The 13,486-nt window shown below is 63.4% G+C and carries 13 protein-coding genes; 11 read left to right on the top strand and 2 right to left on the bottom strand.

What is annotated here, in order from left to right:
* Positions 1-17: 17 nt before the first annotated feature.
* The 9 genes from AC07O3_RS29830 to AC07O3_RS29790 all read left to right on the top strand — a co-directional run bounded on the left by AC07O3_RS29830 (position 18) and on the right by AC07O3_RS29790 (position 7,928).
* Positions 18-812 (top strand): AraC family transcriptional regulator, encoded by a 795-nt coding sequence (locus AC07O3_RS29830; RefSeq protein ID WP_495341035.1) that lies wholly within the window; start codon positions 18-20, stop codon positions 810-812.
* 28 nt (positions 813-840) lie between these two features.
* Positions 841-1,860, top strand: a complete 1,020-nt coding sequence (locus AC07O3_RS29825; RefSeq protein ID WP_495341034.1) for a GNAT family N-acetyltransferase — start codon at positions 841-843, stop codon at positions 1,858-1,860.
* Between the two features lie 45 nt (positions 1,861-1,905).
* On the top strand, positions 1,906-2,352 hold the full coding sequence (locus tag AC07O3_RS29820; protein WP_495341033.1) for an SRPBCC family protein: 447 nt from the start codon (positions 1,906-1,908) through the stop codon (positions 2,350-2,352).
* Between the two features lie 96 nt (positions 2,353-2,448).
* Positions 2,449-3,174 carry a DUF6348 family protein gene (locus AC07O3_RS29815; protein ID WP_307617666.1) on the top strand — a complete coding sequence of 242 codons (726 nt, stop codon included), beginning with the start codon at positions 2,449-2,451 and terminating at the stop codon, positions 3,172-3,174.
* A gap of 365 nt (positions 3,175-3,539) precedes the next feature.
* Complete coding sequence (locus AC07O3_RS29810; RefSeq protein ID WP_495341032.1) at positions 3,540-4,301, top strand: SDR family oxidoreductase; 762 nt, start codon at positions 3,540-3,542, stop codon at positions 4,299-4,301.
* A gap of 152 nt (positions 4,302-4,453) precedes the next feature.
* Positions 4,454-4,882: a hypothetical protein gene (locus tag AC07O3_RS29805; protein ID WP_426389650.1), complete on the top strand. Its 429-nt coding sequence runs from the start codon at positions 4,454-4,456 to the stop codon at positions 4,880-4,882.
* 509 nt (positions 4,883-5,391) lie between these two features.
* Positions 5,392-6,279: a glycosyltransferase family protein gene (locus AC07O3_RS29800; RefSeq protein ID WP_495341031.1), complete on the top strand. Its 888-nt coding sequence runs from the start codon at positions 5,392-5,394 to the stop codon at positions 6,277-6,279.
* Between the two features lie 7 nt (positions 6,280-6,286).
* Entirely contained in the window at positions 6,287-7,555 is a 1,269-nt protein-coding gene (locus AC07O3_RS29795; protein ID WP_495341030.1) for a TCR/Tet family MFS transporter, read from the top strand.
* An 82-nt stretch (positions 7,556-7,637) separates the two neighbouring features.
* The gene (locus AC07O3_RS29790) at positions 7,638-7,928 is read left to right on the top strand and encodes a DUF1330 domain-containing protein (RefSeq protein WP_093179630.1); all 291 of its coding nucleotides are present in this window, start codon (positions 7,638-7,640) and stop codon (positions 7,926-7,928) included.
* Between the two features lie 29 nt (positions 7,929-7,957).
* Here AC07O3_RS29790 and AC07O3_RS29785 read toward each other — a convergent pair whose 3' ends face one another.
* Positions 7,958-8,848 carry a LysR family transcriptional regulator gene (locus AC07O3_RS29785; RefSeq protein ID WP_093080771.1) on the bottom strand — a complete coding sequence of 297 codons (891 nt, stop codon included), beginning with the start codon at positions 8,846-8,848 and terminating at the stop codon, positions 7,958-7,960.
* A gap of 82 nt (positions 8,849-8,930) precedes the next feature.
* Here AC07O3_RS29785 and argC point away from each other — a divergent pair, with 82 nt between their 5' ends.
* Positions 8,931-9,854, top strand: coding sequence for an N-acetyl-gamma-glutamyl-phosphate reductase (gene argC, locus AC07O3_RS29780; RefSeq protein WP_097198554.1), 924 nt, complete (start codon positions 8,931-8,933; stop codon positions 9,852-9,854).
* Positions 9,855-9,928: 74 nt separating this feature from the next.
* Here argC and AC07O3_RS29775 read toward each other — a convergent pair whose 3' ends face one another.
* Positions 9,929-11,665, bottom strand: coding sequence for a YadA family autotransporter adhesin (locus tag AC07O3_RS29775; RefSeq protein ID WP_426389645.1), 1,737 nt, complete (start codon positions 11,663-11,665; stop codon positions 9,929-9,931).
* Positions 11,666-11,854: 189 nt separating this feature from the next.
* Here AC07O3_RS29775 and AC07O3_RS29770 point away from each other — a divergent pair, with 189 nt between their 5' ends.
* The gene (locus AC07O3_RS29770) at positions 11,855-13,480 is read left to right on the top strand and encodes a phospholipase D family protein (protein WP_495341029.1); all 1,626 of its coding nucleotides are present in this window, start codon (positions 11,855-11,857) and stop codon (positions 13,478-13,480) included.
* The last annotated feature ends 6 nt before the right edge of the window (positions 13,481-13,486 follow it).

Here is a 13,486-nt window from a genome sequence, read left to right as displayed (position 1 = left end):
ACCCTCGCGAAAAGGACATGGACTCATCTCGCAAGCCCAAGGCCCTGCCTCAGGTGCTCAAGGAGATCGACGACGCGCCGACGCCCGTCACCGGCCGGGCCACCGACTACCCAAGCGGCTGGTACATAGAGCCGCATGCGCACACCAAGCACCAGTTGATCTATGCCGTGCGCGGCGTAATGGTGGTGCAGGCCCGGGCGGGCCGCTGGGTGGTGCCACCCACTCGCGCCATCTGGATGCTGGCCGGCATGACCCACGAGATCCGCTGCATCGGAGAAGTGCACATGCGCAGCCTGCAGGTGGCGACCGATGCCGCCCCCAAACTGCTGGGCGAGACCCGGGCCGTGGGCATATCGCCCCTGCTGCGCGAACTCATCCGAGCCGCCATGGAGGTGCAGCAGCCTTACGTGCCCGGCACCCGCGATGGCCGCGTCATGCGCTTGATTCTGGACGAACTGCGTGCCTTGCCGGTGTTACCACTGCACCTGCATATGCCGTCCGACCCGCGGCTGCTGCAGATCTGCGAACTGCTGCAGCAGCAACTGGACGACTCCTCCACCATGGCTGATTGGGCGCGGCGCCTTGCGGTGAACGTGAAGACCATCCAGCGCCTGTTCGTGAACGAGACCGGCATGACCTTCGGTCAATGGCGGCAGCAAGCTCGGCTGCTGCGAGCGCTGGAGCTGCTGGCGGCCGGCGAGAAAGTCATCGACGTTGCCCTTGCGCTGGGTTACGAAAGCCCCAGTGCCTTTGCCACAATGTTCCGCAAGCAATTCGACCAGACGCCCAGCCAGTTCTTTGCCGAAGGCTGAGTCCTCGCGGTAATCATCGGAACGAGCCATGAAGATCGACGCATTCGACGAAGGCCTTGAGCACCGGAATATCGTCCCGTATGACCTTGCATACGCCCGAGTCTTCGCCGGGGTGAAGGAGTACGTGTGCATGCATTTGGCCAGCGTGGAACTCGTGCACATCGGGAGCACGGCGGTGGTCGGACTGCGTGGCAAGCCGATGATCGACATCACGGCGATCACCTCCCGCGATGACCTTCGGGAAGAGCAGAGGGCGTTCGAGCGCATCGGCTTTCACCGTCGGCCGGTCTGGGTCGACAGGGATGAGAAGCCGTATGTCTGCGCCTCCGTCTTACATGAAGGGCGGCGCTTCAACGTCAACATCCACATCTGCCATCGCGGCGATCCTGTTCACAAGGATTCGCTGGCCTTCATCGACATACTCAGCCGCCGCCCGGATCTGCGCAGAAGGTACGAAGAAGCGAAGGATCGCGCCCATGCGGTAGACCCGGCCAACCCCCAGGTCTACAACCGGGAGAAAGAGGCCGTGATCAAGGAGATAGAGGCGCAGATTCCAAAGGCCTCGACAAAGGAAGGATGCATGGAAGTTCATCAAGTTGGCGCTTCAGAACTCAAGGACCTTCTGGCCTTGTACAAGTATCTTCACGACGCCGATGACCCCTTGCCCAACGCCGCAACTGTCGAGGCCGTCTGGCAGGAACTGCTGGGCAACCCTCGCTACAAATACTTCGGCGGTTATGTGGGCGGCAAGCTCATCGCAAGCTGCGCCCTCACCGTCGTCCCGAATCTCACCCGCGGTTGCAGGCCCTATGGCGTGATCGAGAACGTCGTGACCCACGCCGACCATCGCAAGCAGGGACATGGCAAGGCGGTGCTTGCAGAGGCCTTGTCCTTTGCGTGGTCGCAAGGCTGCTACAAGGTCATGCTGATGACCGGCAGGAAGGATGAAGCGACCTTCCAGTTCTACGAGTCGGCCGGCTTCAATCGCAATGACAAGCAGGCGTTCATTGCAAAGACGCCTGCCGACCAGGGCCGTTCCTTCCCGTGAGCCTCGAAACGAGGCTCATCCTCTTCACTTCAGGAGAACACAACCATGGCTACCAACACCGTTCGTCTGCACCGCGTGCTGCGCACTCCGCCGGACCGGCTCTACCGTGCCTTCGTCGAGCCCGGCGCTTTCGAGCGCTGGCTGCCACCGTTCGGATTCACCGGAAAAGTCCACAGCATGGAGCCCGTGGTCGGAGGCGCCTGGCGCATGTCGTTCACCGCCTTTGGTACGGGCCACAGCCACTCGTTCGGCGGGAGGTACCTGGAGCTCGTCCCCGGCCAGCGCATTGCATACGACGCCACTTTCGACGACCCCAATCTGCCTGGCACCATGAAGACCACCGTGACGCTGACTCCAGTGTCCTGCGGCACTGAAATGTCCGTTGTGCAGGAGGGCATCCCCGACGTGATTCCTGTCGAGATGTGCTACCTGGGTTGGCAGGAATCGCTTGTCGCACTGGCCCAGTTGGTCGAGCCGAATATTCCGGGTTGAGGAGGCCGCTTTGAGCTTGTGGTGCCACCTCTGGAGAAGGGCGTTGCGACCTGGCCAGAATTTGCTAGTCAAAACTTCAGGGGAAAGGGTAATTCAATGCACCCTGTGATCCGTCTTCTCGCAACCCTCATCGTGTTATTGAGCAGCGTGGCACACGCAGGACAGGGGCGCGAGTACGTCAACTCCTATTTCGAACTCTGGCTCAAGGCCCACAACTTCACGAAATTCGAGAAGAAGCCGGATGGGCTTTTCTTCCCCGCGCAAGGGGTACTTCTCGACGGTGAGATCCATGAGGCAAAGGAGTTTTCCTCCAGCAAGTTGTACTCGGTCGAATCCCGGGTTTCCATCACGTTCAAGGATGGACGTCGGCTCGATGATTTCGTCGCAGGCATAGGGAGCAGCGCCGAGGACGCGTTCAAAGACTCGCTGCAGAACTTCTGTCTTACGACGTTGCACCCGATCTACGCGGAGCTCTTCGATCATTCCGACTCCCATGTCAGAAAGGATGCATGGGAGATCAATGGCACTCGGCGCCGGATTTTCTTGTCCGAGTGGGGGCAGCGGGGTGTGTCGATCAATGAGGCCACCCAGAAGCAGATCGAGCAGTTGATCGCGGCGGAGTTGCGGAACACCTCCCCGACAAAGGAACTGCAATGGGCGAAGCTGGTTGTCCTGATCGTCAAGGGGAAGGTGGAGCAGGTGGCGTTCACGGTCAACGGCATGCAGGACGAGCGCATTACGCGACGGCTCTCCGCCTTCAAGTGGCCGGTCTCCGGCGAATTTACGATGGCGAAATTGTTCTTTGTGATCGGCGGGGTGTAACTACCGGAGTGGCGGTCAAAGGCCGGCACTGATGAAGCATTGACGACAGCGCAGCGCCACGCTTATAGTCGCCCCCGCAGTCGCCTCCACGGCACTGTCGTAGGCGTTACCGTCATCCAACGCGTCCTTTGTCGAGAGGATCCCAGCAGGGAGTGTCTCGACGCAGTAAAGGAGCCTTTGGCATGACATCACTTCCCTCATCCTGACCCCGTTGCCACGCTTGTCGCACTGATCCTCGGTCGACTGGCGCTGGACTCGTCCATCTTTTCCTTTCACAAGCCGCATCGCCGATCCTTTCAAGGACGAGGCGAATGCGCTGTCACGTCACCTGCATACGACCTCAACACAACAAGGAGTAGCGAATCATGAAAATGACCGGCAACACGATCCTCATCACCGGCGGAACCAGCGGCATCGGCCGTGCGCTCGCCGAAGCTTTTTACGACCGCGGCAATCGCGTCATCGTCTCGGGGCGACGGCAGGCCCTGCTCGATGAAATCACGGCGAGCCGGCCGGGCATGGTCGGGATGCCGCTCGATCTCGATGACCCGGCCTCGTTGCCTCGTCTCGCCGAAGACGTTCGTGCGCGCTTTTCCGAACTCAATGTGCTCGTCGCCAACGCCGGCATCTCGCGGGCGGAGAACATGGCCGCAGACGGCTGGGATGTTTCTGCTGCCCAGGCCATCGTGGAGACGAACATCATGGGCGTGCTGCGCGTGACGGCGGAGCTCCTGCCGCTGCTGAAAAGGCAGCCAGACGCGGCAATCATGGCGACCAGCTCCAACCTTGCCTTCGTGCCCCGGGTCGATTTTCCGACCTATTGCGCCAGCAAGGCGTTCGTGCACTCCTGGCTTCAATCGCTGCGCCATCAGCTGCGCAATGTTCCGGTCGAAGTGCTTGAACTGGCGCCGCCCTATGTGCAGACGGAACTCACGGGCGACAGCCAGGCATCCGACCCGCGCGCCATGCCGCTTGCCGCGTACGTGGCGGAGGTCATGCAGCTGCTGGAGTCGCAGGACCACCTCCGGGGCGAAGTGCTGGTTGAGCGCGACAGGGTCCGGCGCTGGGCCGAGCGGGATGGCTGCTACGACGCTGCCTTTGCCGCCATGAACCCGACTGCGGCGTAGTTTTAGAGAAGAGCGGCGCGGTGCGGAAAAAGCAAATGCGCTGGGAAGTCTCGATTTGTGGGATAACTTTTCTTCAGCCCACAATGGCGGCTTGAGTACAACGAAGTCGTGGCGTCGGGCTTCTTTTCCACTGAACGAGCAAGGGAGCTTCTATGGATTTCGAATCGCTGCTGGGGCGGCAGCTGAAGGATGACGAGGTTGTCGAGGTGTTGGAAGTGCAGGACATGCAAGTCGTCTACGACTTCGACCGGACACACGAGAATCTTGAGGATGTTTATTGGGCTGCAGCACAAGCGTCCGGTTTTCAGTTCCGCTTCGACCAAGACCAGAAGCTGGACGTTGTGTTTCTCTATATCGCGGCCAGCGAGGGTTTCAGGCCTATCGCGCGTGACGAAGTGGGCATCCCCTTGTATGAGAGCTTCGATGAGGCGAAGCAGGGCTTCATGCGGGAGGGAATTTCTTTCAGAGAAAGCCCTGGGGAGAAATGGTGGATCAAAGGCGATTTTGGGTCCAACACACGGCACTACGAGTTTCAGGACGACGCGCTGTTTCGTGTCACGCTGAGCATGAAAGCGGCATAGGCTGTGCCGACGGCAATGTCTCGATTGGCGTCTGCCAGGGTGCGCATCGCAACTACCGGCTACAAGCCGGTATCGATGTCGATTGCTTCACTAACTTTCTTCGTATCTATCCGATCGGTGTCCGTCTAATGTCCGCGCCACCATTCTTCAAATAGACGTGACTTCGCTAGAGCGACAGGATGCTCAGGCAAGCCAGATTCATACTTTGTTATGAACGCAGACAAGAACTCTCGCAGCCTCTCTTTGCCATTCAACGCACCAGATTAGTACTTCGGTGAGCTCGATCGCGCATCGCTTTTGCGCAAAACCAACCGCAGGGGCAGCATATCAATCCGCGCCCGTAACAACGCTTGAAATTGTCATCGGTTCGGGCCCACACTCCGAACGCCTGTCACTCTGGATAGATCGCGATGTCCTTTTCGTTCGGTGCCGTTGTCGTCACCTATTTCCCCACCGACGGGCAACTGACGAACCTCCATTCACTCGCGCAGTCGTGCCCGCGCCTTTGTGTGGTCGACAACACGCCAGAAGTGGGCGACTGGCATCGCGCGCTCATCGACGCGGAGATCCCCGTGCTGCACAACGGCAACCGTGGTGGCATCGCGGGTGCCTTCAACTGCGGCATTGTCGAACTCGAAGCGCGGGGCGTTGAACTCTTCTTTCTGCTTGACCAGGATTCGGAGCTCCCGCCCGGCTACTTCAACGCCATGTGCCAGGCCGCAGTGGCAGCACGAGACAGGAAACACGATCGCGGCACAGGCGATGCCGGCGAGAGCGAAGAGGGCGCTGCCTTCCTGATCGGCCCGCTCGTCCATGACACGAACCTGGACGCGCTGATTCCGCAATTCGGCCTCGAGGGCAAGCGTGTCTATCAGTTCGACCTGCGAAAGCCTTTCACCGAACCGCTGGTTCGCTGCGCCTTCCTGATCTCTTCTGGCTCTTTGATTTCGCGCGCGGCCTGGGCCAGGATAGGTCGCTTCGACGAGCGCTACGTGATCGACCACGTCGACACCGACTACTGCATGCGCGCACTGCACTGCGACGTACCGATCTATCTGAATCCGCACGTCGTGCTTCAGCACCAGATCGGCGATCTCCAGGCGAAGTCGCTGTTCGGCTGGAAGATCTACGTCATCAACTATTCGGCCGTGCGCCGCTATTACATTGCGCGCAATGCCCTCGACCTCTCGCTGGCGCATGTGCGCGCCTTTCCCGCGATTCTGTTCATCAACGTCTACACGCTGAAGCAGATCCTGCCCATGCTGATCTTCGAGCGCGATCGTTTGAGAAAGTGCATTGCACTGATGGTCGGCTTATTCGATGGCCTGCTCGGCCGGCTTGGCGGCATCCGCGAGGCGCGCCCCCGGATGAGCAAGTACCTGAGCCGCAGCGGTTGAACTCGCGATGAGCTCGACCCTTCAAGCGCCCCGCGCCCGCCGCGCCGCGCTCGCTTTCATATTCGTGACCGTGCTGATCGACTTCCTCGCGTTCGGGTTGATTCTTCCTGGTCTGCCGCATCTGGTGGAGCGCCTCGCTGGCGGCAGTACTGCAACAGCGGCGTATTGGATCGCAGTGTTCGGCACGGCGTTTGCGGCTATTCAGTTCATCTGCTCGCCGATTCAGGGCGCCTTGTCCGATCGCTTTGGGCGGCGACCTGTGATCTTGCTGTCGTGCCTGGGGCTGGCCGTGGACTTTGTGTTCATGGCCCTGGCCAACAGCTTGCCGTGGCTGTTCATCGGCCGGGTGGTGTCCGGCGTGTTCTCGGCCAGCCTTACTGCAGCCAATGCCTACATCGCCGATGTGACGTCGCCGGAGGAGCGCGCCAAGAGCTACGGCATAGTGGGCGCGGCGTTCGGTGTGGGCCTGGTGCTCGGGCCGGTGCTCGGCGGGCAACTGAGCCACATCGATTCACGCTTGCCGTTCTGGTTCGCGGCCGGCCTGACCATGCTCAACTTCTGCTACGGATGGTTCGTGTTGCCGGAGTCGCTGCCCTCGGACCGGCGCAGCCGGAAGTTTGACTGGTCGCACGCCAATCCGATCGGATCGCTGGTGCTGTTGAAGCGTTACCCGCAGGTGTTCGGGCTGGCGGCGGTGATCTTCCTTGTCAACCTCGCGCAGTATGTCTATCCCAGCGTGTTCGTGCTGTTCGCCGACTACCAATACCGCTGGAAGGAAGACGCGGTGGGTTGGGTGCTCGGACTGGTAGGCGTGCTCAGTGTGCTGGTCAACGTGCTGTTGATCGGGCCGGGCGTGAAGCGCTTCGGCGAGCACCGCACCCTGTTGTTCGGGCTGGGTTGCGGCGTGCTCGGCTTCGTCATCTACGGCTTCGCCGATGTCGGCTGGGTCCTTGTGGCTGCGCTACCGTTCGGCACGTTGTTGACGGTCGCCGGACCGGCGGCACAGACGCTGCTCACCAGGCAGGTCGACGCTAGTGAGCAAGGTCGCGTTCAGGGCGCGTTGACGAGCCTGGTGTCGGTGGCAGGTATCGTCGGACCAGCGACGTTCGCCGGCAGCTTCGGTTATTTCATCGGGGCGGACGCACCCGTGCATTTGCCAGGCGCGCCATTTTTCATTGCCGCGGTGTTCCTGGGCATCGGCGCGCTGATCGCGTGGCGCTACGCACGGCCGACGGTGGCAGTGGATGCAACGACAGCGGTGATCGAGCCGACCTAGCACGGCCTTCTCGGCTATGCCTCGGCAAGGTCATGGGCAACGGAAGCTATATTGTTCATTCAGCAACAAGAGAGAAGTCACCATGGCAAAAGCCTATTGGGTCAGTGCGTACCGTGCCATCAAGGACGCCGACAAACTTGCGGCCTACGCAAAACTGGCCGGCCCGGCGATCACTGCTGGCGGTGGGCGCTTTCTGGCGCGTGGCCTGCCCGCCAAGGTCTACGAGTTCGGTTTGTCCGAACGCACCGTGTTGATCGAGTTCGACAGCCTCGAGCTGGCTACGTCCACGCATGACAGCCCTGACTACCAAGCCGCGCTTGCCGCGTTGGGCGACGGCGCCGAACGGGATCTACGGATCATCGAAGGAGTCTGAGCAACCGCGGGCCAGGGCCCGGTGCCGACTCAAGCAGCCGAGTCCTTCTCTGGCAGCAACGCCTCCAGGACGAAGCGTGTCGGTCCGCTGGCACCCCGGTCGCTGACCGCGAGACCGAGCTGCCGCCATAGAGCCGGGCTGAGCGAGCGAACGGCGATGCGAGGATCGCGCGCGGGTTCGTGCGATTCCTCCGGCAGCAAGGCCGCTCCGTAGCCAGCGGCGACCAGTGTCCTGATCGCATCGTTGTAGTTGAGCTCGATGCGCGGCCGGCAATGGACGCCAGCCGCAGAGAACCATTCCGCGGTCAGCCGGTAGAGACGCGTGGAGGAGTCGTTCATGATCAGCGGTCGCTGGGCCAGCCACTGCGGGGTAAGCCGCTTGGGTGCTTTCCAGTCCGCCGGCAGAAAGGCGACGACAGACTCGCGCCGCAGCGGAGTGACATGAACACCGCGCACAGGCGCCTGCGGCAGTGCCACGACTGCCAGGTCGAGGCTGCCTGCGGCGAGCCGGGCCATGCTGTCGTTGGAGGTCAGCACCTGCACGTTCACGTCGATGCCGGGATGGTTCCGGGCAAGACGTTCGAGCGCGGGCGGCAGCAGGTGCGCGATGGCGCCCGTCGATGCCCCCACCCGCACGCGGCCCGTTTGGCCGGCGAGCTGACGTCGAACGTCCTCCACTGCGTCGTCCGCGTCTGCCAGCAACCTGCGGGCACGCGCGATGAAGCGCTCTCCCAAGGCAGTCGCTTGCGCGGGCCCCCGCCCGCGAACGAGCAACTGGCCACCCAGGCGCGACTCCAGTTCCGCGATCTGAACGGTGACGGTGGGTGCCGCCAGGTGAAGGGCGCGCGCAGCATTGGCCAAAGACCCGAGGTCGGCGATGGCGACAAGGGTGCGCAGATGGTCAAGGCTCAGTTCCCGCATATGGCTAATTTAACTTTTCTTAATCTGGGGTTCCATATATTTAGCTGGAGCCATCGAGGTCGTATCCCTACGATCGCGCTCCATGGACCTCAATATCTTCATCGACGGCGACCAGGGCACCACTGGCCTTGACCTGCAGAACCGCCTGCGGGGCGGGGAATTTCGCATCCGCACATTGCCGACAAGCCTGCGCAAGGATGCGGCTGCCCGCCGGGCCGCTCTCAACGAGTGCGACATCGCGATCCTTTGCCTGCCCGATGCCGCGGCGCGCGACGCGGTGGCGATGATCGAGAACCCTGCCGTGCGTGTCATCGACGCCAGCTCAGCCCACCGCACCAGCCCGGGTTGGGTCTACGGCCTGCCGGAGCTCGATGCGCAGCAAGGCGAACGTATCGCCTCGGCACCGCGGGTCACGAATCCGGGCTGCTATCCCACCGCCGCGGTCGCTCTGCTGCGACCGCTGACGGATGCGGGCCTGTTGCCCGCTGACTATCCGCTTGTCATCCACGCCGTCTCAGGCTATTCGGGTCAGGGCAGGGCGGGGGCGGAAGCGCATGAGGCCGGAGCTGGGGGCGCAGGAGCGCATTCGCTGAAGGTCTATGGCCTTGCACTCGAGCACAAGCACGTCGCGGAAATCGAGACCTATGGCGGCTTGGCGCAGCGGCCCATCTTCGTGCCGGCCTATGGCAGCTACCGGCAGGGCATCGTGCTCACCATCGGATTGCACGCGCGGATGCTTCCCTCTGATGCTTCGGGCGTGCGCATCCACGAATGCCTTGCGGAACGATACCGCGATGCGGCGCATGTGCGCGTGCTGCCGATGTCGTCTGCTGTGCCGATGACCGAACTGGACCCGCAAGTCCACAACGGCTCGAACGACATGAGTCTGGCCGTTGCATTCAATGAACGCACAGGTCAGATCGTCTTGAGCGCGGTTCTCGACAATCTGGGCAAAGGTGCCGCAGGCGCGGCCGTGCAGAACCTGCGATTGATGGCGAGCGCTTAGTAGCCCACTTTGTGAATTCGAAAGGGATATGGCTCACGCAGCCGGATTGTTGTGGGTCCTTCTTTCCACACCTCTCACCACGCATACCCCGCCTGCACCCGAGCCGCAACCCTGTTATTGCTCCCACTGCTCGTAGCAGTCGAAACCCCCACCCCCAGATTCAGGTTGTCATTGACCTGATAGCCAAACGCGAAGCCGACAGCCGATGCACCCGCATAGTTGCCCACAGCCGCGCCCATCCATTTCTTGCCCACCGGCAGCGTTGGCATCGACGGCATGGCCAACGCCGCGGCCACGCCCTGCGCAGCAAATGCATTGGCCTGGCTGGTCGCGTTGCTCACCGCCTGCTGCAGCTGATTGACGTTGACTGCGTCAGTGCCCAGCACCCCCGGCGCGACATTCGTGATGCCGCGCAACTGACCGGTGGCGGCATTGCCCACCGACACGGTGTTGTCGCGCTCCGCCACGGAGCCCTGGCCCAGCGCGACCGCGTTGCTGCCCGAGGCCAATGTGTTGGCGCCCAGCGCCACGGCGTTGTTGCCGGTGGCGATGGCGTTGTTGCCTACTGCGGTGGTTGGGTCGGCCAGCGCCTTGGCGCCGGCACCGATGGCGACCGAGCCTGCATTGCTGGCTTGCGCCCCGTTGCCGATGGCCACGGTGTTCTCGCCGTTGGCCTGTGCGTTGGTGCCCATCGATGTGCTGCCCGCGCCGCTGGAACTGGCGCCGGGGCCGCAGGCCACGGCACCGCCAGCGCCCACAGCGCACACGCCGCTGGCCAGGGCCTGGTTCATCAGCGTCTGCAGCGCCGTCACCTGCTGCACGGTGAAGTTGTTGGCCGTGGTGATGGCGGTCTGTTGTGCCTGCTGCACCTGGCCGACGTTGGCTGCATCGGTGGTCGCCTGACCCGCGCTCACGTTGCTGATGGTGGTGCCGGCGCCGCCGTTGGCGTTGAGTTGCAGCGATGTGCCGCCCGCGCCGTACTGCGCCGAGTTCTGCGCGAGGGACTGCGCAGTCGAGGCGGTCTGCTGCACGGTGTAGAGCTGGCTGCCGTTGACGGCATCGGTGCTCGTGGCGTTCACCGCGCCGGCGTTGACGTTGACGAGGGTGCGCGTCTGGCCCGCCGAGCCGAATGAAACGGTGTTTGCCGCGGTGGCGACCGAGTTGGCGCCGATGGCTGCGCTATTGGTCGCGCCACTGGCAACCTGGCTGCCCGTGCCGACGGCCACGCTGCCGGTGGCCAGCGCCGACGCACCGGATGACCCGTTGTAGGCGCCGCCAATGGCGGTGCTGCCGTTGCCCGATGCCACGGCGCCCTGGCTGGCGCCCGAGGCACTGCCGATGGCGACCGCCGAGACGCCCGATGCCTGCGCGCCGCCGCCGCCCGCCTGGCCGCTGAAGCCGCAGCAGCCGTCCGTGCCCTGGCCTCCCGACCCGACGGCGATGGCGCCGCTGGCAGAAGCTTGTGCACCGCTGCCGCCGTTGCCGCCCGTGCCGCCCGCGAACCCCTGCCCGGCGGTGCCGCCGCCGCCGATGGCCGTCGCGCCGTTCGCGTTTGCGCTGGCGCCCGCTCCACCTGTGCCGCCGGTTCCGCCGGCGGTTCCGTTGCTGCCGTCGCCGCCCGCTCCGATCGCGGTGGCGCCATCTCCGGAGACCGTGGCTGCGCCACCGCCGCTGCTGCTCGTCCAGCCCGGCTGGTTGGGGCCGGGGTTGCCGGCGTCACCGGCCACGTAGCCCGCTGCGTGAGCGCTTCCCATGGTGAGCAGGGCCACGGCCGGCAAGTACCGGCGCGAGAGCTGGAGTCGAGTGAGCATGGTTCTTCCCTTGCAAAAACGAATAAGACAAAACGCGGGCGAGTGTGTCTTTTTGTTTGCAGAAGAGCCATACCCGAGAACTGGTAGATCCGGCTCCGGCAAGGCTCGGCGTCAGGTTGAGCGCGTCATACTCCCAGCCGGATCATTCGCACGGGATGTGATGTGCCAACCGAGCCGGGAGTAGAAAAAATGATCACTGCATGCTGGCGTGCGCTGCCTGCCGCACTGGCGCTTGCCCTCTCGCTGCTGATGAGCGCGTGCTCCAGCCTGCCGCCCCGGGTACCGGAACAGCCCGTCAGTGCCATCGCCGATTTCTCGGCCACGCCGTTGAGCGCGATCACGCAGAAGGTGCTGCCCCCAGATACCCGCTCGGGCTTCCAGCTCCTGCCCTATGGCCCCACTTCCTTCGCCACCCGCATCGCAATGGCGAAGCTCGCCACGCGCAGCCTCGACGTGCAGTACTACCTGCTGGCCGCGGACAATACCGGCCGCGCCCTGATGCGCGAGCTACGCGACGCCGCGCTGCGCGGAGTTCGCGTGCGGCTGCTGGTCGACGACCTCTACACCACCGGCGAAGACGATCTGCTGCTGGCGCTCGCCAGCTATCCGAACGTGCAGGTGCGCCTGTTCAACCCGTTTCCGGGCGGGCGCGGCAGCGACGTGACGCGCTTCATCAGCTCGGGCCTGGACTTCGACCGCATCAACCGGCGCATGCACAACAAACTGTTCGTGGCCGACAACGCCGCGGCCGTGGCGGGCGGTCGCAACATGGCAGACGAGTATGTGATGAATGCCGCCGGCAGCAACTTCGTCGACATGGACGTCTTCGCGGCCGGCCCGGTGGTGCGCGAACTGTCGAACGAGTTCGACCACTACTGGAACAGCGAAGTCGTCTACCCCGTGGGCCAGATCGCCCGCAGCACGCTGACACCCGCGCAACTGCAGCAGAACTTCGAAGCGCTCACCGCCACGGCGAAGCCGCCCGAGGCGTTCCGAATCCCGCTGGACGGCAAGATCCTCAACGCCAGCGCAAACGAGCCTTCCGTCGTGCCGCTCGACATGGTGCCCATGCTGAACCTGCCTTTCGAGCTGGCCGAGCACCAGTTGAGCCCGCTGCTGTGGGCCAATGCGCGCGTGCTGTTCGATCCGCTCACCAAGACCGAGGGCCTGAACGAGCGCGAGAACTCCATCAAGGGCACGGTGACCGAAGGCGTGATCAAGTGGTTCGAGACTTCGCGCTCCAGCATCAAGATGGTGTCGCCGTATTTCGTTCCGTCCGATGCGGCCGTGGCCAACCTGGCGCGGGCGCAGGCCGAGGGTATCAGCGTGTCGCTGGTCACCAACTCGCTTGCGTCCACCGACGAGCCATGGGTGTACGTGGGCTACTGGCCGCACATCCACGAACTGCTCAAGTCCGGCGTGACCATCTACGAACTGAGCCCCACGCTGAGCGTGAAGCGCGGCAAGTACGGCATCTTCGGCCACCGCACGGGCGCGTTGCACATGAAGAACGGCATCGTCGACCAGAAGCAGGTGTTCCTCGGCTCGATGAACCTCGACCCCCGCTCGGCCCGGCTCAACACCGAACTGGGCGTGATCATCGACAGCCCCGAGATGGCGCGGCAGCTGCTGAGCTTCGCGGATGCGGGCAGCTCATACCGGCTGCGGCTCGACGCCACCGGCCGGAACGTCGAGTGGGTAGAAGAAGACGAGGACGGCAAGGAAACGGCCTACGACGTGCCGCCCGAAACCTCGGCGTGGCAGCGCTTCAAGCTGCGGTTGATCGCGCCGTTCATTCCGCAGAGCCAGCTGTAGCGGCTC

This window comes from Variovorax sp. GW821-FHT09D05 (genome assembly GCF_059416325.1).
The sequence above is the reverse complement of the archived record's forward strand: the minus strand, read 5'-3'. Positions and strand labels throughout refer to the sequence as shown.